The sequence below is a fragment of the Streptomyces sp. NPDC006551 genome (assembly GCF_040611675.1).
Taxonomy (GTDB): Bacteria; Actinomycetota; Actinomycetes; order Streptomycetales; family Streptomycetaceae; genus Streptomyces.
Genome location: NZ_JBEXOT010000005.1, coordinates 273,577 through 291,419, shown reverse-complemented (window position 1 = coordinate 291,419; position 17,843 = coordinate 273,577). Strand labels below are relative to the sequence as shown.

15 protein-coding genes are annotated in these 17,843 nt (G+C 72.8%); 5 read left to right on the top strand and 10 right to left on the bottom strand.

The window, feature by feature from the left end; all coding sequences use genetic code 11:
- The first annotated feature begins 527 nt into the window (after positions 1 to 527).
- The gene (gene trpS, locus ABZY12_RS08840; protein WP_356888575.1) at positions 528 to 1,529 is read left to right on the top strand and encodes a tryptophan--tRNA ligase; all 1,002 of its coding nucleotides are present in this window, start codon (positions 528 to 530) and stop codon (positions 1,527 to 1,529) included.
- A gap of 62 nt (positions 1,530 to 1,591) precedes the next feature.
- Here trpS and proC read toward each other — a convergent pair whose 3' ends face one another.
- From proC to ABZY12_RS08815, 5 genes are all read right to left on the bottom strand, one after another.
- A complete protein-coding gene (proC, locus tag ABZY12_RS08835) occupies positions 1,592 to 2,401 on the bottom strand; it encodes a pyrroline-5-carboxylate reductase (protein WP_356888591.1) in 810 nt (269 codons plus the stop codon).
- Between the two features lie 97 nt (positions 2,402 to 2,498).
- Positions 2,499 to 3,236: an ABC transporter permease gene (locus ABZY12_RS08830; protein WP_356888574.1), complete on the bottom strand. Its 738-nt coding sequence runs from the start codon at positions 3,234 to 3,236 to the stop codon at positions 2,499 to 2,501.
- Positions 3,233 to 4,024, bottom strand: coding sequence for an ABC transporter ATP-binding protein (locus ABZY12_RS08825; protein ID WP_356888573.1), 792 nt, complete (start codon positions 4,022 to 4,024; stop codon positions 3,233 to 3,235). The genes ABZY12_RS08830 and ABZY12_RS08825 overlap by 4 nt, the downstream gene beginning before the upstream one ends.
- Positions 4,025 to 4,145: 121 nt before the next feature.
- Entirely contained in the window at positions 4,146 to 4,595 is a 450-nt protein-coding gene (locus tag ABZY12_RS08820) for a hypothetical protein (protein WP_356888590.1), read from the bottom strand.
- 152 nt (positions 4,596 to 4,747) lie between these two features.
- The gene (locus tag ABZY12_RS08815) at positions 4,748 to 5,062 is read right to left on the bottom strand and encodes a hypothetical protein (RefSeq protein WP_356888572.1); all 315 of its coding nucleotides are present in this window, start codon (positions 5,060 to 5,062) and stop codon (positions 4,748 to 4,750) included.
- Positions 5,063 to 5,218: 156 nt separating this feature from the next.
- On the opposite strand from ABZY12_RS08815, the gene ABZY12_RS08810 reads away from it, so the two are divergent.
- A complete protein-coding gene (locus ABZY12_RS08810) occupies positions 5,219 to 7,351 on the top strand; it encodes a PQQ-binding-like beta-propeller repeat protein (RefSeq protein ID WP_356888571.1) in 2,133 nt (710 codons plus the stop codon).
- Positions 7,352 to 7,422: 71 nt separating this feature from the next.
- Here the strand turns inward: ABZY12_RS08810 and ilvD are convergent, their stop codons facing one another.
- The 4 genes from ilvD to ABZY12_RS08790 form a co-directional block, all read right to left on the bottom strand.
- Positions 7,423 to 9,276 (bottom strand): dihydroxy-acid dehydratase, encoded by a 1,854-nt coding sequence (gene ilvD, locus ABZY12_RS08805; RefSeq protein ID WP_356888570.1) that lies wholly within the window; start codon positions 9,274 to 9,276, stop codon positions 7,423 to 7,425.
- 132 nt (positions 9,277 to 9,408) lie between these two features.
- Positions 9,409 to 10,020, bottom strand: coding sequence for a TetR family transcriptional regulator (locus ABZY12_RS08800; protein WP_356888569.1), 612 nt, complete (start codon positions 10,018 to 10,020; stop codon positions 9,409 to 9,411).
- Complete coding sequence (locus ABZY12_RS08795) at positions 10,017 to 10,856, bottom strand: sugar phosphate isomerase/epimerase (protein WP_356888568.1); 840 nt, start codon at positions 10,854 to 10,856, stop codon at positions 10,017 to 10,019. The genes ABZY12_RS08800 and ABZY12_RS08795 overlap by 4 nt, the downstream gene beginning before the upstream one ends.
- A 134-nt stretch (positions 10,857 to 10,990) precedes the next feature.
- The gene (locus ABZY12_RS08790; RefSeq protein WP_356888567.1) at positions 10,991 to 11,923 is read right to left on the bottom strand and encodes a Ppx/GppA phosphatase family protein; all 933 of its coding nucleotides are present in this window, start codon (positions 11,921 to 11,923) and stop codon (positions 10,991 to 10,993) included.
- Between the two features lie 40 nt (positions 11,924 to 11,963).
- On the opposite strand from ABZY12_RS08790, the gene ABZY12_RS08785 reads away from it, so the two are divergent.
- On the top strand, positions 11,964 to 12,845 hold the full coding sequence (locus ABZY12_RS08785; protein WP_356888566.1) for a hypothetical protein: 882 nt from the start codon (positions 11,964 to 11,966) through the stop codon (positions 12,843 to 12,845).
- Between the two features lie 195 nt (positions 12,846 to 13,040).
- Here ABZY12_RS08785 and ABZY12_RS08780 read toward each other — a convergent pair whose 3' ends face one another.
- The gene (locus tag ABZY12_RS08780; protein ID WP_356888565.1) at positions 13,041 to 14,780 is read right to left on the bottom strand and encodes a hypothetical protein; all 1,740 of its coding nucleotides are present in this window, start codon (positions 14,778 to 14,780) and stop codon (positions 13,041 to 13,043) included.
- 242 nt (positions 14,781 to 15,022) lie between these two features.
- Between ABZY12_RS08780 and radA the strand changes: the two genes are divergently transcribed.
- Positions 15,023 to 16,435, top strand: coding sequence for a DNA repair protein RadA (gene radA / locus ABZY12_RS08775; RefSeq protein ID WP_356888564.1), 1,413 nt, complete (start codon positions 15,023 to 15,025; stop codon positions 16,433 to 16,435).
- 255 nt (positions 16,436 to 16,690) lie between these two features.
- Positions 16,691 to 17,815, top strand: coding sequence for a DNA integrity scanning diadenylate cyclase DisA (gene disA, locus ABZY12_RS08770; protein ID WP_356888563.1), 1,125 nt, complete (start codon positions 16,691 to 16,693; stop codon positions 17,813 to 17,815).
- Positions 17,816 to 17,843: the final 28 nt, after the last annotated feature.

Sequence of the window (17,843 nt, the reverse complement as noted above, 5' to 3'; positions counted from 1 at the left end):
TTTCCCTTTCCGGCGGTTCCGACTCTATCAGATCCTTTCGGGCCTGATTCCCAGTCAGCGGGGTTTGTCTTCCCGGCTGTTGGGCCGTTCCGACGAGTGAGACTTTAGCGGATTCCTTGCCGCCGACGCTAATCGGGGCTCGCGTTCAAACCTTCGAACACGGATTCCACATTTCGCAGAAACACACGAAAGCAGAACGGCACGAAGAAGTGCCGTCAGCTTGAGTGGGTCTTGCGGAATGGTTGTCCGGGGCCGACCGGGGTCGGTGCTCACGTCGGACAACTCGGAGAACACTACGGATCGGTCAATCCCATGTCAACCCGGGTCCTGAGGCGTACTCTCCTCGCATGACTACGCATGCGCGCACCCTTCAGTGGTGGGCCGCCTGACGGCGGCCGCGCACACGCATGCACTCAGCGGCCGCCGCCTCGGCGGCCGTTCGCGTATCCCCCTCCGGGTGCCGGCCGTCGGGTCGGCGGTCGCTCCGACCAGGAACAGCACCGAACCAGGAGTGAGGGAGAGAACGCATGAGGAAGCGGATCTTCAGTGGGGTCAAGCCGACCGGGCATCTGACGCTGGGCAACTACCTCGGAGCCGTACGGCAGTGGGTGGAGGCCGACCAGTACGCGGCGGACGCGCTCTTCAGCGTCGTCGATCTGCACGCTCTGACGGTGGAGCACGATCCGGCGCGGGTGCGGCGGCTCAGTCGGCAGGCGGCCACGCTGCTGCTGGCGGCGGGGCTCGATCCGAAGCTGTGCACCGTGTTCGTACAGAGTCATGTGGATGAGCACACCAGGCTGTCGTACCTGCTGGAGTGCACGGCCACGGACGGAGAGCTGCGGCGGATGATCCAGTACAGGGAGAAGGGCGAGCGGGCTCGGGACACCGGACAGAGTGTGCGGCTGTCGTTGCTGACGTATCCGGTGCTGATGGCGGCGGACATCCTCGCGTACCGGACGGACGAGGTTCCGGTCGGTGAGGACCAGAGGCAGCATGTGGAGCTGACGCGGGACCTGGCCGTGCGGTTCAACCAGCGGTACGGGCATGTGTTCACCGTGCCGAAGGCGACGTCTCCCGAGGTGGCGGCGCGCGTCATGGATCTGCAGGACCCGCGCTCGAAGATGGGGAAGTCGCACGAGAACGCGGCGGGGATCGTCTATCTGCTGGACGACGCGGACACGGTCCGGCGGAAGATCATGCGGGCGGTGACCGACAGCGGGCGCGAGGTCGAGTACGACAGGGAGGCCAGGCCGGGCGTCGCGAATCTGCTCGATCTGCTGGCCGCTTCGACGGGTGGGAACCCGGAAGCGCTGGCCGGTGTATACGAGTCGTACGGATCCTTGAAGAAGGACACGGCGGACGCGGTGGTCGAGCTGCTGAGGCCGGTGCGGGAGCGGCACGCGGAGCTGGCGGCCGATCCGGGGCATGTGGATCAGGTGCTGAGGGAGGGGGCCGAGCGGGCCCGGGGAATGGCGCGACCGGTGGTGGACAGCGCCTATCGGGCGGTCGGCTTGTTGCCGGCCGGGTGACATGACGAGCGGGGGAAGGGAGTGGGCGCCGGGGTGCGGGGACCCCGGCGGGTCGTGGCCGGTCAGCCGTTGCCGGAGGCGAGTTCGCGGCTGCGGTCGCGGGCGGCCTCCAGGGCGGCGATCAGTGCGGCGCGTACTCCGTGGTTCTCGAGCTCGCGGATGGCGCTGATGGTGGTGCCGGCCGGGGAGGTCACGGCCTCGCGGAGTTTGACCGGGTGCTCTCCGCTGTCACGGAGCATCACGGCGGCGCCGATGGCGGCCTGGACGATCAGGTCGTGCGCCTGGGCGCGGGGGAGGCCGAGGAGGATGCCGGCGTCGGTCATGGCTTCGACGAGGAAGTAGAAGTAGGCCGGGCCGGAGCCGGAGAGGGCGGTGGCGGCGTCCTGCTGGGACTCGGGGACGCGCAGCGTCTTGCCCACGCCGCCGAAGATCTCTTCGGCGTGGGCGAGGTGCTCGAGGGTGGCGTGGCTGCCGGCCGAGATCACGGACATGCCCTCGTCGACGAGGACGGGGGTGTTGGGCATGACACGGACGACGGGGGTGCCGGCGGCGAGGCGGTCCTCGATGAAGGAGGTGGGGATACCGGCGGCGGCGCTGATGACGAGGCGGTCGGCGGTGACGTGGGGGGCGAGTTCGTCGAGGAGGCGCCCCATGTCCTGCGGCTTCACGGCGAGGATGAGGGTGTCGGCGCGCTTGGCGGCTTCGGCGTTGGTGACGGGCTCGACGCCGTAGCGGGCGCGCAGTTCCTCGGCGCGTTCGGTGCGGCGGGCGGTGACCAGGAGGTTGGCGGGGCGCCAGCCGGCTCGGATCATGCCGCTGAGGAGCGCTTCACCGATCTTGCCGGTGCCGAGGACTGCGACGGTCTGGGTCATGGCTCTGTTCACCTCGCCGGAGGGGGTACGTGTCGCCATCCTCGCACCGTGCGGGCTCGGGCGGTGCGGGTGTCCGAGGGGCGGTCACGCGGTGGAGTCAGGCGGTGCGGCGTCGGAGGGTGGCGGCGCCGAGGGTGAGGACGAGGAGGGCGCAGCCCGCGACGACGAGGGCGTCGCGGACGAAGTCGCCGGTGACGTCGGGGTGGCGGAGGACTTGGTTCATGCCGTCGACGGCGTACGACATGGGCAGCGCGTCGGAGATCGCTTCGAGGACGGGCTGCATCCGGTCGCGTGGGGTGAACAGTCCGCAGAGGAGCAGCTGGGGGAAGACCACGGCCGGCATGAACTGGACGGCCTGGAATTCGGAGGCGGCGAAGGCGGAGACGAAGAGGCCGAGGGCGGTGCCGAGGAGGGCGTCGAGGAGGGCGACCAGGAGGAGCAGCCAGGGCGAGCCGACGACGTCGAGGCCGAGGAGCCAGAGGGCGAGGCCGGTGGCGAGGGCCGATTGGACGATGGCGAGGAGGCCGAAGGCGAGGGCGTAGCCGGCGATGAGGTCGCCTTTGCCGAGGGGCATGGCGAGGAGGCGTTCCAGGGTGCCGGAGGTGCGTTCGCGCAGGGTGGCGATCGAGGTCACCAGGAACATGGTGATCATCGGGAAGATGCCGAGGAGTGAGGCGCCGATGTTGTCGAAGGTGCGGGGGCTTCCGTCGAAGACGTACCGGAGCAGCAGGAGCATCAGGCACGGGACGAGGAGCATCAGGGCGATCGAGCGGGGGTCGTGGCGCAGCTGACGCAGGACGCGGGCGGCGGTGGCGAGGGTGCGGGATCCGTTCATCGCCGGGGCTCCTCGAGGGGGAGGGCCGCGCGGGCGGCGGCGTCGACGAGGTGGAGGAAGGCGTCTTCGACGGTGGCGGTGTCGTTGCGGCGCCGCAGGGCTTCGGGGGTGTCGTCGGCGAGGATCTCGCCCTCGCGCATGAGCAGGAGGCGGTGGCAGCGTTCGGCCTCGTCCATGACGTGGGAGGAGACGAGGATCGTCGCGCCGCGTCGGTCGGCGATGCGGTGGAAGAGGTCCCACAGGTCGCGGCGGAGGACGGGGTCGAGGCCGACGGTCGGTTCGTCGAGGACGAGGAGCTCCGGGGTGCCGAGGAGGGCGACGGCGAGGGAGACGCGGCTGCGTTGGCCCCCGGAGAGCCGGCCGGCGAGTGCGTCGGCGTGCGAGGCGAGGTCGACGTCGCGGATCGCCCGGTCGACGGCGGTGCGGCGGTCTTCGCGGAGGGCGCGGCCGGGGAGGAGGACGGAGGCGAAGTAGTCGAGGTTCTGGGCGACGGTGAGGTCGTCGTAGACGGACGGTGCCTGGGTGACGTAGCCGAGGCGGGAGCGCAGGGCGGCGTCGCCGGCGGGGTGGCCGAGGACGTCGAGGGTGCCGGTGACCTTGGCCTGGGTGCCGACGACGGCGCGCATCAGGGTGGATTTGCCGCAGCCGGAGGGGCCGAGGAGGCCGGTGATCTGTCCGGGTGGGACGACGAAGTCGAGGCCGCGCAGGACGGTGCGGTCGCCGCGGACGACGGTGAGGCCGCGCGCGACGATCGCTCCCGTCGTGACTCGCTCGGAGTAATTCACCATGTGATGAATAATGCGCGCGGGGGGATGAGGCGTCAAGCACTCGGGGGACGGGGGCGTGGCTGCCCGCCCGGACGCCTGCCCGTCTGGGGCCTGGTCGCGCCGGGTTCGGGTGCGGTGGGAGTTACTTCCGCTTGGGCTTCTTGCGGGCCGCCGGGTTGCCCGTGCGGGAGCCGCGCCGCTTCTCGTACCGGGCGCGGGCGGTCTCGTACTCGGTACGGAGCAGCTTCTCGCCGGGGGCCTCGACGAAGCAGCGGAAGGCGTAGGCGAGGAGGGAGCCGATGAAGCCGATCGCCTTGAGGCTGCGCAGCGACTCCTCGCGCGCGGGGTCGGCGGGGCGCCGGACGAAGCCTTCCCAGGTCTTGCGGAAGGCGATGGCGCTGCAGATCGCGAACATGACGATCACGAGGGTGTTGACGAAGCCGCCGACCTCGGCGATCTCAAGCCCTTGGTAGCCGAAGCGCAGGACGAGGCACCCGGCCGCGGCGGCGGCGAGCGCGCCGGCCGCGAGGCCGGCGCGGCGCAGTCCGTAGTGCCCGTCGTGGTCGACCCAGGTCGTCCCGAAGAAGCGGATCGCCTCGGGCCGCGGCCCGGCGGGGGCGCCACCGGCCGCGCCCTCCTCGGCGGCGCGGTCGGTGCCGCTGGGGGTGCGGGGATCCTCGGGCCGGGCGGTACGGTCGTCGTCGCTCACGAGGTCGATTATCCCCGGGCGGCCCCGGAAGGGGGTCAGCCGCAGCGGCGGGCGACGTAGCCGTCGCTGCCCGTCTTCACATAGGCGTCGGAGACGAACTCACCCGGGGCGATGTTGTCCCAGATGTTCGTGGTGCCGTAGGGGCCGGAGATCCATTCGCCCGGTGTCTGGCAGTAGATGGCCACCCGCACGTCGAGGGCGAGGGTGCGCACGATCCGGTGCTGGGTGCCCGGGCCGGATCGGACGTTGACCCGGTAGCCCGGGGCGACCGGGTAGCGGGTCACGCTCATGGTGGCCACTCCGTCCGGTTCGGTGGCGACCGTCGATTCGCTCTTCTCGTCCACGCCCATGGCGTCCTCCCCCGTCGGCGCAAAAGCGCTGCGCTGCGATTCACTCTCTGCGACGCGCAGGCTAGCAAGCCCCACCCGTGCCACGGGCACCATGGACTAGGCTCCGTGCGTCGCGCACGCGCGTGAACACAACGGGGAACCACACGGGGGTTGGCTATGCCGCCGTTGCGCAGTACCGGCGCCGACCGGGAAGCGGAAGAACCTGAGTACGCCGGCGAATACCGTCTCCAGGCCTGTCTCGGCGCGGGCGGCATGGGAGTGGTGCATCTGGCCACCTCCGCCTCCGGGTTGCGGCTCGCGGTCAAGGTCGTCCACGGGCAGTACGCGGAGGATCCGGAGTTCAGGGCCCGGTTCCGGCAGGAAGTGGCCGCCGCCCGCCGGGTGAGCGGTGCCTTCACGGCGCCCGTCGTGGACGCCGACCCCGATGCCGTGCGCCCCTGGATGGCGACGCTGTACGTCCCCGGTCCCACGCTCGCCGATCAGGTCAAACGGAACGGGCCCCTCGCCCCCGCCGAGCTGCGCCGGCTGACCGCGGGGCTCGCGGAGGCGCTGCGCGACATCCACCGGGCGGGGGTCGTGCACCGGGACCTCAAGCCGAGCAACGTGCTGCTCACCGACACCGGGCCCAAGGTGATCGACTTCGGCATCTCCCGGCCCCTGGACAGCGATCTGCGCACGGAGACGGGGAAGTTGATCGGGTCGCCGCCCTTCATGGCGCCCGAACAGTTCCAGCGACCTCGTGAGGTCGGGCCGGCGGCGGACGTGTTCGCGCTCGGCTCCGTGCTGGTGCACGCGGCGACCGGACACGGCCCGTTCGACTCCGACAGCGCGTACATCGTGGCGTACCAAGTCGTCCACGACGAGCCGGATCTGACGGGCGTTCCGGCCGAGCTCGCGCCGCTCGTCGCGCGCTGCCTCGCGAAGGAGCCCGCCGAGCGTCCGACCCCCGCAGAGATCATGGCGGCGCTGCTGCCTCCGTCGTACGAGGCGGCGGCGTTCATACCGGCGCAGCGGCGGCCGCTCACGCTGCCCGAACCGGAGCCCGGATCCGCGCCGTCCTGGGACGCGGACACCCCTGTACGGGTCGCGGCGCCGGCCCGGCCGCGCCGCCGGCTCCGTCTGCCGGTCGTCGCGACCGCGCTCGTCGTGGCCCTGGCCGCCGGCGGCCTGGTGGTGGCGCTCCGATCGGAGAGCGCGCCCGCGCCCGCTCCGGACAAGGCCGAGGTGGCCACGGCCTTCACCGGCTGGCGGACCCCGCTGCAGAAGGGGGGCGCATCCGCCGCCCCCGCCTGCGCCTCCACCGGCGGCGCGCTGTTCTGCTCGGCCCGCGGCACCGGCCTGGCCCGCCTCGATCCCGCGACCGGCCGGGTCCTCTGGTCGCGACAGGCCGACGTCGGTCACCCCGTCTCCGCGCCGGTCGCGTTCGGCGGCCTGGTCGGCGTCGTCACGGCCGACGGCACCCTGCGCACGTACGAGAAGGAGCGGGGCGCTCCGGGGCGGGACACCGGTGGCGCACCCCGCCAGGGCGGCGCCACGCCCGCCGGAGACACCCTCGTGTTCCCGACGGACTCGGCAGCCGTCAGGGCCGTCGACGGCGCGACGGGAAAGCAACGCTGGCAGCGCGGTCTGGCGGGGTTCACGGCACCCCGCTTCGGGCCCTACGACGCCGCGTCCGGCCTTCTGCCCGTGTTCGAGACGGCGGCCGGCGGAACGCACACGCTCCTCGGGGCGCTGCGGCCCGAGACGGGCGAGGTCGTCTGGCGGAAGCGGCTGGACGGAGACCTGGTGCCGGTGGGCGCGGGCAGCGGCGGTGTGCTGTTCCTGCGCTCCGCGAACAGCGACTCGCAGATCGACGCCGTGGTCCGTTACGACCCGGCGCGGGGGTCCGCCCGCCGTGTCCCGCTGCCGTACCGGATGGACGAACCGAGGGTCAGCGTGCGGGGCGACACGGTCCATCTCCTCACCCCGACCGGTCAGCTGGTCGCTCTCGACACCGCCGCTCCCGGCGGTCGTGTCCTGTGGGAGCTGGAGACAGCCGCCGGAAACGTCTCCGCGCCCGTCGTCGGCGCCGGTGACCGGCTCTATCTGTCCGCGTCCGACGGGCGGCTGCTCGCCGTCGACACCGCGCGGGGCGCGCTGCTCGGGCAGACCGAGCCGCGGCTGCGCGACGGCAGGCTCGGGTACGCGACCACGGTTCCGGCGCCGGTCGTGTCCGGGGACCGGGTGTTCGGGACCGCGCCCGACGGGTCGGTGTTCGCCGTGGACGGGCGGGACCCCGGAACCTGGTGAAGGACCGCGGACGCGGACGCGGGGAGTGAGCGTCCTGCCTCACTCCCCGCGTCCGTGCGCCGTCGTGTGCCTCAGCCCAGGCGGGTCACGTCCCGGACCGCGCCCTTGTCTGCGCTCGTCGCCATCGCCGCGTACGCCCGCAGCGCCGCCGAGACCTTGCGCTCGCGGTTCTTCGGGGCGTAGACACCGCCCATCGCCTCACGGCGGGCGGCGAGCTCCTCGTCGGAGACCAGCAGCTCGATGGAGCGGCTCGGGATGTCGATACGGATCCGGTCGCCGTCCTCGACCAGCGCGATGGTGCCGCCCGAGGCCGCTTCCGGGGAGGCGTGGCCGATGGACAGGCCCGACGTGCCGCCCGAGAAGCGGCCGTCCGTGACCAGTGCGCACGTCTTGCCCAGACCGCGGCCCTTGAGGAAGGAGGTCGGGTAGAGCATCTCCTGCATACCGGGGCCGCCGCGCGGGCCCTCGTAGCGGATGACGACCACGTCGCCGTCCGTGACCTTCTTGTTGAGGATCTTCTCGACGGCCTCGTCCTGCGACTCACAGACGACCGCCGGGCCCTCGAAGGTCCAGATCGACTCGTCGACGCCGGCCGTCTTGACCACACAGCCGTCGACGGCCAGGTTGCCGCGCAGGACCGCCAGCCCGCCGTCCTTGGAGTACGCGTGGGCGGCGTCGCGGATGCAGCCGCCGGCCGCGTCCGTGTCGAGGCTCTCCCACCGCTCCGACTGCGAGAACGCGGTCGCGGAGCGGACGCAGCCGGGGGCCGCGTGCCACAGTTCGACGGCCTCCTGCGACGGGGATCCGCCGCGCACGTCCCACTCCTCCAGCCACTCCTTGATGGAGGGGGCGTGGACGGCGTGGACGTCCTCGTTGAGGAGCCCCGCGCGGTACAGCTCGCCGAGGATGGCGGGGATGCCGCCGGCGCGGTGGACGTCCTCCATGTAGTACGTGCCGCCGGGGGCCACGTTCGGGGCGACCTTGGCCAGGCACGGCACCCGGCGCGAGACCGCGTCCATGTCGGACAGGCCGTAGTCCAGCTCGGCCTCCTGGGCGGCGGCGAGCAGGTGCAGGATCGTGTTGGTCGAGCCGCCCATGGCGATGTCGAGGGCCATGGCGTTGTCGAAGGCCGCGCGGGTGGCGATGGAGCGCGGCAGGACGGAGGCGTCGTCCTCGTCGTAGTAGCGCCGGGTGATGTCGACGACCGTGCGGGCGGCGTTCTCGTACAGCGCCTTGCGGGCGGTGTGGGTGGCGAGGAGCGAGCCGTTGCCGGGCAGGGAGAGGCCGATGGCCTCGGTCAGGCAGTTCATCGAGTTGGCGGTGAACATGCCGGAACACGACCCGCAGGTCGGACAGGCGTTCTCCTCGATACGGAGCATGTCCGCGTCGGAGATCTTGTCGTTGACGGCCTCGGACATCGCGTCGACCAGGTCGAGCGTACGGACCGTGCCGTCGACCAGCGTGGCCTTGCCGGCCTCCATCGGGCCGCCGGAGACGAAGACCGTCGGGATGTTGAGGCGCAGGGCCGCCATCAGCATGCCGGGGGTGATCTTGTCGCAGTTGGAGATGCAGATCAGGGCGTCGGCGCAGTGCGCCTCGACCATGTACTCCACGCTGTCCGCGATCAGGTCGCGGGAGGGCAGGGAGTAGAGCATGCCGCCGTGGCCCATGGCGATGCCGTCGTCGACGGCGATCGTGTTGAACTCGCGCGGGATGGCTCCGGCGGCCGTGATGGCCTCGGAGACGATCCGGCCGACCGGCTGGAGGTGGGTGTGGCCGGGGACGAACTCGGTGAAGGAGTTGGCGACGGCGATGATCGGCTTCCGGCCGATGTCCGCGCCAGGTACACCGGAGGCGCGCATAAGGGCGCGTGCGCCCGCCATGTTGCGGCCGTGGGTGACAGTGCGGGACCTCAGCTCGGGCATCGTCGCTCGCTCCTCGTGATGGGGGTGCTTGCTTTCGAGCGTACGCCGACGCTCCAAGATCTGGACAGGCTGTCCGCATGCCGGACCGGTTGTTCAGCTTTCGGTCAAGCGGTCGGCCCGGCCGGGCCGCGCTCAGGCTTCCGTGAGGTACCGCTGGAGGGTCGGAGCGACCTGGGCCACGATCTCCTCCGGGTCCGCGGAGGCCAGCGGCTCCACCTGGATGACGTACCGCAGGATCACGACGCCGATCATCTGGGAGGCGGCGAGCTCCGCGCGGAACTTCGGGTCCGGTACGCGAAGGTCGGCGGCCACCCGCTCCAGCAGACGGCGCAGGACGAAGCCGCGCAGCACCTTGGCCGCCGCCTCGTGGGTGAGGGCGGAGCGGATGATCGCCAGCAGCGGGGCACGGGTCGTGGGGTTCTCCCAGACGCCGATGAAATAACGGGCGAGGCGCTCGCCGATGCCCTCGAGCGGGCCTCCGAGGACCGCGGGGATGACGAGAGCGGGCTCGAAGGAGACCTCGATGGCGGCGGCGAAGACCTCGTCCTTCGTACCGAAGTAATGGTGCACCAGCGCCGGGTCGACGCCGGCCGCCTTGGCGATGCCGCGGACGGAGGTCTTGTCGTAGCCCCGTTCGGCGAACTGCGCCCGGGCCGCCTCCAGGATCCGCTGCCGTGCGCCGGGGCCGCTGTCCTCGGCGGTACGGGACGGGCGGCCGCGCCGGCGCGGGGCCGGTCCGGTCATGAGCGGGGGACCCGGCGCCGGGGCGTCGCGGTCGACGAGGCGAGGTGCAGCCGGGTGAACGCCAGGGCCTCGGCGAGGTCGGCCTCGCGTTCGGCGGCGGACATCGCGCGGCGGGTGTTGACCTCGATGACGACGTGGCCGTCGAACCCGGTGAGCGCGAGGCGCTCCAGGACCTCGGCGCAGGGCTGGGTGCCGCGGCCGGGGACCAGGTGCTCGTCCTTGGCGGAGCCCCTGCCGTCGGCGAGGTGGACGTGACCGAGGCGGTCGCCCATGCGGTCGACCATGGCGAGGGCGTCGGTGCGGGCGGTGGCGGTGTGGGAGAGGTCGACCGTGAAGTGGCGGTAGTCGTCCTTGGTGACGTCCCAATCGGGGGCGTACGCGAGCATCTCGCGGTCCTTGTACCGCCAGGGGTACATGTTCTCGACGGCGAACCGGACGTCGGTCTCGTCGGCCATCCGCCAGATGCCGGTGACGAAGTCGCGGGCGTACTGGCGCTGCCAGCGGAACGGCGGGTGCACGACGACGGTGGAGGCGCCGAGCTTCTCGGCGGCCGCCTGGGCGCGCTGGAGCTTGACCCAGGGGTCGGTGGACCAGACGCGCTGCGTGATGAGGAGACACGGCGCGTGGACGGCGAGGATCGGGACCCGGTGGTAGTCCGAGAGCCGGCGCAGGGCCTCGATGTCCTGGCTGACGGGGTCGGTCCACACCATGACCTCGACACCGTCGTAACCGAGGCGCGCGGCGATCTCGAAAGCCGTCGCCGTCGACTCCGGATAGACCGAGGCCGTCGACAGGGCGACCTTCGCATCCGGGATGCGCACCACTGGTTCTGCCACGAAGGACAGGGTACGGGGCCGACCGCGACCCCGTGGAGGTGGCTCGGTCACTCGGGGGGCGCGCGGCCCGTGACGGGGGAGGCGACCGTCCATGGTGGGAGGTCCCCACGCGGCGCCGAGGTGCGCCGGAGGCCCTACTCCGGCGGGAGGTGGTCCAGGCGGCGCAGGATCACGCCCTCGCGGAGCGCCCAGGGGCAGATCTCGAGATCGTCCACGCCGAAGAGGTCCATCGCGCCCTCGGCGACGAGCGCTCCGGCCAGGAGTTGAGGGGCGCGGCCCTCCGAGACGCCGGGGAGGCCGGCGCGCTCCCGGGCCGTCATGGCGGCGAGCTTGGGGACCCACTCCTCCAGGGACTTGCGGGTGAGGTCGCGCTGGACGTACAGCCCTTCGCTGGAGCCGGGCGCCCCGGCGATCCGGGCCAGCTGCTTGAAGGTCTTGGAGGTGGCCACGACGTGGTCCGGCTTGCCGAAGCGGGTGAATTCCCCGACCGTACGGGCGATCTGAGCGCGTACATGGCGACGCAGCGCCTTCACATCCGCCGCCTCGGCCGGATCGCCGGGCAGCCAGCCGGCCGTCAGCCTCCCCGCGCCCAGGGGCAGCGAGACCGCCGCGTCCGGCTCCTCGTCTATGCCGTACGCGATCTCCAGCGAGCCGCCGCCGATGTCGAGCAGGAGCAGCTTGCCCGCGGACCAGCCGAACCAGCGGCGGGCGGCGAGGAAGGTGAGGCGGGCCTCCTCCTCGCCGGTGAGGACCTGGAGGTCGACGCCGGTCTCAGCCTTGATCAGGGCGAGGACGGCGTCGGCGTTCGTCGCCTCGCGCACCGCCGAGGTCGCGAACGGCAGCACCTCCTCGCAGCCCTTGTCCTCGGCCGCCTGGAGCGCGTCGGCGACCGTGGCGATGAGCCGCTCGATCCCGCCCGGGGCGATGGCCCCGCCCTCGTCCAGGAGCTCGGCGAGACGCAGCTCGGCCTTGTGGGAGTGGGCGGGCAGCGGCCGCGCGCCCGGGTGGGCGTCCACCACCAGCAGGTGCACCGTGTTCGAACCGACGTCGAGGACTCCGAGTCTCATGGGCGGAACGCTACTGCGCCCGCGCGCATACGCTTGTCGTGTGCCAAAGACGAAAAAGGCGAAGCCGGACAAAGCCAGTGGCGGCGACAGCGGCCTCCCGTCCCCCAAGGCTCGCAAGGCCCCCAAGGAGCTCACGATCCTCCACCCCAAGAAGCAGGGCAAGGCGCCCGAACCGGACGAGAAGGGCCTCGACTTCCCCCGTGCCTGGGTCGAGTTCCCGGACCCGGCCGACGACGAGCAGGTCTTCCGCTGTGACCTGACCTGGCTCACCTCGCGCTGGAGCTGCGTCTTCGGCAGCGGCTGTCAGGGCATCCAGGCCGGGCGGGCCGACGACGGGTGCTGCACGCTGGGCGCCCACTTCTCCGACGAGGACGACGAGAAGCGGGTCGCCTCGTACGTGGACCGGCTCACCCCGGAGCTGTGGCAGTTCCACGACGTCGGTACGGCGACGGGCTGGACGCAGCTCGACGAGGACGGCGACCGGCAGACCCGCCGCTGGGAAGGGTCCTGCATCTTCCAGAACCGTCCCGGCTTCGCGGGCGGCGCCGGCTGCTCGCTGCACATCCTCGCCCTCAAGGAGGGCAAGGAGCCGCTGGAGACCAAGCCGGACGTCTGCTGGCAGCTGCCGGTGCGGCGCACCTACGAGTGGATCGACCGGCCGGACGACACCCGCGTCCTCCAGGTGTCGATCGGCGAGTACGACCGCCGGGGCTGGGGTCCTGGCGGGCACGACCTGCACTGGTGGTGCACGTCGGCGACCTCGGCGCACGGCGCGGGCGAGCCGGTGTACGTGACGTACCGGCCCGAGCTGACCGAGCTGATGGGCAAGGCGGCGTACGACGTGTTGACGGAGCTGTGCGAGGCCCGGCTCGCCTCCGGGCTGCCGCTGGTGGCCCGGCACCCGGCCGACCCGGTGCGATAGCCGCCGGCGATCCGGCCGTCGGCGGACCCGGTGCGACAACCGAGGCGCCGGCGGTCCGGGCCCCGGCGGACCTGCGACAACCCGAGGCGCGGGCGATCCGGCCCCCGGCGGACCTGCGACAACCCGAGGCGCGGGCGATCCGGCCCCCGGCGGACCTGCGACAACCCGAGGCGCGGGCGATCCGGCCCCCGGCGGTCACGGCGCCGGCGGTGGGGACTCCGGGTCGCTCGGGGTTCCGGGGCCCGTCGACGGCTCCCCGGAGGTCGGGGGCGGTGTGGTCGGGTCCGTGGTGGGCGTCGGGTCGGTCGTCGGCGGAGGCGTGGTCGGGTCCGTGGTCGGTGGCGGGCCGGTCGGGTCGGTCGAGGGCGGTGGCTCCTCGGTCGTCGGCGGAGGCGTGGTCGCGCCGCGGCCGGTGATCCGCAGCACCGCGCCCGAGGGGTTCACTCCGACCCGCGCCGACCAGGCGCCCGCGGGCTCGCGCGCGCGGTCGACGGAGATGTGGACCGTCACGGACTGCCCCGGCCGCAGCGTGCCGGACGCCTGGCTCACGTACAGCCAGGGTCCGTCCGTCCACAGCGACCAGTCGGCGGTGGAGTCGCCGGAGTTGGTGAGCGTGAGCGTCGTCGTGGCGCCGTTGCCGTGCGCGGCGACCGTGATCCGGCCAGGGCCCCGCCGGCCGGGCGGGGTCGGACCGGCCGGACCGCCGGGGGTGAGGACCTCCACCGAGACGTCGGGGCCCCGGGCCCCCTGGGTGAAGCGCGGGTCGGACGTGGTGCGGGCGTTGCCCGTGTGCTCGTAACGGTCGTTCGGATGCCCGTCGAGGCTCACCGGCCCGCCGTCCTCGCGCGCGGTGACCGGGGTTCCGGTCCCGCCCTCCCCCGTCGCCGGGGCGCCGCGGTACGAGGCCCACAGGGCGAGGACCGGGGCGGCGACCACGGCGGCGACGACCGTCGTCGTCACCGCGCGGGCCCGCATCCGGTCGCGGCGGGCGGCGTGGTCCTTGGGGTCCATCGGGAATCCGCCGGCGCCGAAGCGCGGGGCGGCGGCACGCGCGCGTGAGGCGTGCCGCATCGCCAGGTACGTCGCGGCCCGGTCCGCCTCGACCAGCGGGAGCCTTCCCGGGGACACCGTCGTCGCGCCGGGCCACGGGCCGCCCGCGCCCGCGCGTTCGGCGGCCCGCCGGCAGCGCGGGCAGTCGTCGACATGGCGGACGAGTTCGGCGCGCAGGGCGGCGGAGAACAACACCTGGTGGTCGCCGGTGAGCCGGGCGACCGTGGGGCAGGCGCCGGTCTCGACGACCGCGAGGGCGGCCCGTGTCCGCTCGACCTCGCAGGCGGCGGAGGAGAGCAGCTCGCGCGCGGCGAGGGGGTCGAGGGAGAGCACGGCGGCCACCTGGCGGTGCCCGAGGCCGTGGCGGACGGCGAGCTCCAGGGCTTCGCGCTGTTCGGGGCTGGTGCCGGCGGCCTCCGGCCAGGCGAGCAGGGCCAGCTCGGCGCGGCGCTGCTGCGGGTCCCTGCCGGATGCGGCACCGCGGGAGGTCTCCTGGAGGGCTCGGGTCGCCTCGGGGGCGGCGGCGGGGCGGCCGGTGTGCGCGCCCCGCCGGTGGCGGCGCTGTTCGGCGAGGCTGCGCAGACAGGCCCAGCGGGCCAGCGCGTACAGCCAGGCCGTACGCCCCTCCTCGTCGGAGGGGCAGCGACCGCGGTGGCGTTCGGCGACGGCGAGGACGTCGCCGAGGACGGCGGTCGCGGTGTCGTGGTCGCAGAGCACGGAGAGGCAGTACGTGAACAAGCCGTCGAGATACGCCTCGTAGCGCGCCGGCGGATGCTGGGCGCGCGTGTGGGTCCCGGGTTCCGCGGCGGAGTGGGACGGCGCGCGGCGGTGCGCCCGGTGTGCGCCGGTGGTTCGGGTCGGGGATTCCAGCCTGCTGCTCGTCACTCGGCGACCGTAGGCAGGGCGGGGCGGCCTCTTCGCACCCCTTCAACACTTTTAATCCTTACGGGTGAAGGTATCCCTCGAAAGGGGACAGGAACCCTTCATTCCGTGGGGTGGGTGAGAGCGCGCCCTGGGCTGACGTGCGGGCTCCCGTAGGTGGCCGGGCCGGGGATGACGGTGGGAGCGGGCGGGGGTCGCACCCGCCGCCGGACGCGTTGTCAGAGCGGCCCGCTACGGTTCGGTGCATGGCTGCCCGTACGAAATCCGCCAAGGACAGGCCGTCCTACCGCTGCACCGAATGCGGCTGGACGACCGCCAAATGGCTCGGCCGTTGCCCCGAATGCCAAGCCTGGGGGACGGTCGAGGAGTACGGCGCGCCCGCCGTCCGCACCACCGCCGCCGGGCGCGTGTCCACCGCCGCGCTCCCCATCGGCCAGGTCGACGGCCGGACGGCCACCGCGCGCTCCACCGGCGTCGACGAGCTGGACCGGGTCCTGGGCGGGGGGCTGGTGCCCGGCGCGGTCGTGCTTCTCGCGGGCGAGCCGGGCGTCGGCAAGTCCACGCTGCTGCTCGACGTCGCCGCCAAGGCGGCGAGCGACGAGCACCGCACGCTGTATGTGACGGGCGAGGAGTCCGCCAGCCAGGTCCGGCTGCGCGCGGACCGGATCAACGCCCTGAACGACCATCTGTATCTGGCGGCCGAGACCGATCTGTCGGCCGTCCTCGGCCACCTCGACGCCGTCAAGCCGTCGCTGCTGATCATGGACTCGGTGCAGACGGTGGCCTCCCCCGAGATCGACGGCGCGCCGGGCGGCATGGCCCAGGTCCGCGAGGTCGCCGGGGCGCTGATCCGGGCCTCCAAGGAGCGCGGGATGTCCACGCTCCTCGTCGGCCATGTGACGAAGGACGGCGCCATCGCCGGACCGAGGCTCCTGGAGCACCTCGTCGACGTCGTGCTCTCCTTCGAGGGCGACCGGCACGCGCGTCTGCGGCTGGTCCGGGGCGTGAAGAACCGGTACGGGGCGACGGACGAGGTCGGCTGCTTCGAGCTGCACGACGAGGGGATCACGGGCCTGGCCGACCCGTCGGGTCTCTTCCTGACCCGCCGCGACGTGGCCGTGCCCGGGACCTGCCTGACGGTGACCCTGGAGGGCCGCCGGCCGCTCGTCGCCGAGGTCCAGGCGCTGACGGTGGACTCTCAGATCCCCTCGCCGCGCCGTACGACCTCCGGCCTGGAGACCTCCCGCGTCTCGATGATGCTGGCCGTGCTCGAACAGCGCGGCCGGATCACCGCGCTCGGCAAGCGGGACATCTACTCCGCGACGGTCGGCGGGGTGAAGCTCTCCGAGCCGGCCGCCGACCTGGCGATCGCCCTCGCGCTGGCCTCCGCGGCCAGTGACACCCCGCTGCCGAAGAACCTGGTCGCGATCGGCGAGGTGGGCCTCGCGGGCGAGGTCCGCCGGGTGACGGGCGTGCAGCGCCGGCTGGCCGAGGCCCACCGGCTCGGCTTCACCCACGCCCTGGTCCCGACCGATCCGGGCCGGGTTCCGGCGGGCATGAAGGTGACAGAGGTGGCGGACATGGGCGACGCGCTGCGGGTTCTTCCGCGGAGCCGGAGGGCCCCCTCCGCGAAAGGCGAGGAGGGCCAGGGCGGCTAGGCCTGTCCGGCGGATCAGGGCCGGACGGGCCCTGGGGCCGCCCGGCGGATCAGGGCCGGACACGACCTGGGGCTGCCCGTTCGGATCAGGGCCGGACAGGCTCCGAGAGCGCTGCGGGCCCCCGGGCTTCGGTGTACGCCGGCCCGGGGCGGGGCAAGCCCCGCACGGGTCGCGCGGCGCGCGGCGGAGGGCCGCCGGGTCGTGTCGCTAGACTTTGCCCTGGTCTCGCCCATCCGTACGAGCCGGAGGAGTGCAGTGGCAGCCAAGGACGGGGCAGCAGCTCCCGGAAAGTCCGGCGCGGGCTCCGGCATCGAAGCGCTCATGCGCGCCTCGCTCAGCGCCGTCGCCCCCGGCACCGCCCTGCGCGACGGTCTGGAGCGCATCCTCCGGGGCAACACCGGCGGCCTCCTCGTCCTCGGCATGGACAAAACGGTCGAATCGATGTGCACCGGCGGCTTCGTGCTGGACGTCGAGTTCACCGCGACCCGGCTGCGCGAGCTGTGCAAGCTCGACGGCGCGCTCATCCTCGACAAGGACATCACCAAGATCCTGCGGGCCGGCGTCCAGCTCGTCCCGGACGCCTCCATCCCCACCGAGGAGACCGGCACCCGCCACCGCACCGCGGACCGGGTCTCCAAGCAGTGCGGCTTCCCGGTCGTCTCGGTCTCCCAGTCCATGCGCCTGATCGCGCTGTACGTGGACGGGGAGCGCCGGGTCCTGGAGGAGTCGGCCGCGATCCTCTCCCGCGCCAACCAGGCGCTCGCGACCCTGGAGCGGTACAAGCTCCGCCTCGACGAGGTCGCCGGCACTCTCTCCGCCCTGGAGATCGAGGATCTGGTGACCGTCCGGGACGTGACGGCCGTGGCCCAGCGTCTGGAGATGGTCCGCCGGATCGCCACCGAGATCGCCGAGTACGTCGTCGAGCTGGGCACCGACGGCCGCCTCCTCTCGCTCCAGCTGGACGAGTTGATCGCCGGCGTGGAGCCCGAGCGCGAGCTCGTCATCCGCGACTACGTCCCCGAGCCCACGGCCAAGCGCTCCCGTACGGTCTCCGAGGCGCTCACCGAGCTGGACGCGCTCACCCACGCCGAACTCCTCGAACTGCCCATAGTGGCAAGGGCCCTGGGCTACAGCGGCTCTCCCGAGACCCTGGACTCCGCGGTCTCCCCGCGCGGCTACCGGCTCCTGGCCAAGGTCCCCCGGCTCCCCGGGGCGATCATCGAGCGCCTCGTCGAGCACTTCGGCGGTCTGCAGAAGCTGCTCGCGGCGAGCGTCGACGACCTCCAGACCGTGGACGGTGTCGGTGAGGCGCGGGCGCGCAGCGTCCGCGAGGGCCTCTCCCGGCTCGCCGAGTCCTCGATCCTCGAACGGTACGTGTAGCGGCGGTACGGTCCGCCGTGCGGCGGCA

Excerpts from the sequence above, each read along its gene's own strand:
- ABZY12_RS08790 (WP_356888567.1), bottom strand. The coding sequence starts at position 11,923 with ATGAGACTCGGAGTCCTCGACGTCGGTTCGAACACGGTGCACCTGCTG.
- proC (WP_356888591.1), bottom strand. The coding sequence starts at position 2,401 with ATGACCCAGACCGTCGCAGTCCTCGGCACCGGCAAGATCGGTGAAGCG.
- trpS (WP_356888575.1), top strand. The coding sequence starts at position 528 with ATGAGGAAGCGGATCTTCAGTGGGGTCAAGCCGACCGGGCATCTGACG.
- ABZY12_RS08810 (WP_356888571.1), top strand. The coding sequence starts at position 5,219 with ATGCCGCCGTTGCGCAGTACCGGCGCCGACCGGGAAGCGGAAGAACCT.
- ilvD (WP_356888570.1), bottom strand. The coding sequence starts at position 9,276 with ATGCCCGAGCTGAGGTCCCGCACTGTCACCCACGGCCGCAACATGGCG.
- ABZY12_RS08825 (WP_356888573.1), bottom strand. The coding sequence starts at position 4,024 with ATGGTGAATTACTCCGAGCGAGTCACGACGGGAGCGATCGTCGCGCGC.
- ABZY12_RS08800 (WP_356888569.1), bottom strand. The coding sequence starts at position 10,020 with ATGACCGGACCGGCCCCGCGCCGGCGCGGCCGCCCGTCCCGTACCGCC.
- ABZY12_RS08830 (WP_356888574.1), bottom strand. The coding sequence starts at position 3,236 with ATGAACGGATCCCGCACCCTCGCCACCGCCGCCCGCGTCCTGCGTCAG.
- ABZY12_RS08815 (WP_356888572.1), bottom strand. The coding sequence starts at position 5,062 with ATGGGCGTGGACGAGAAGAGCGAATCGACGGTCGCCACCGAACCGGAC.
- radA (WP_356888564.1), top strand. The coding sequence starts at position 15,023 with ATGGCTGCCCGTACGAAATCCGCCAAGGACAGGCCGTCCTACCGCTGC.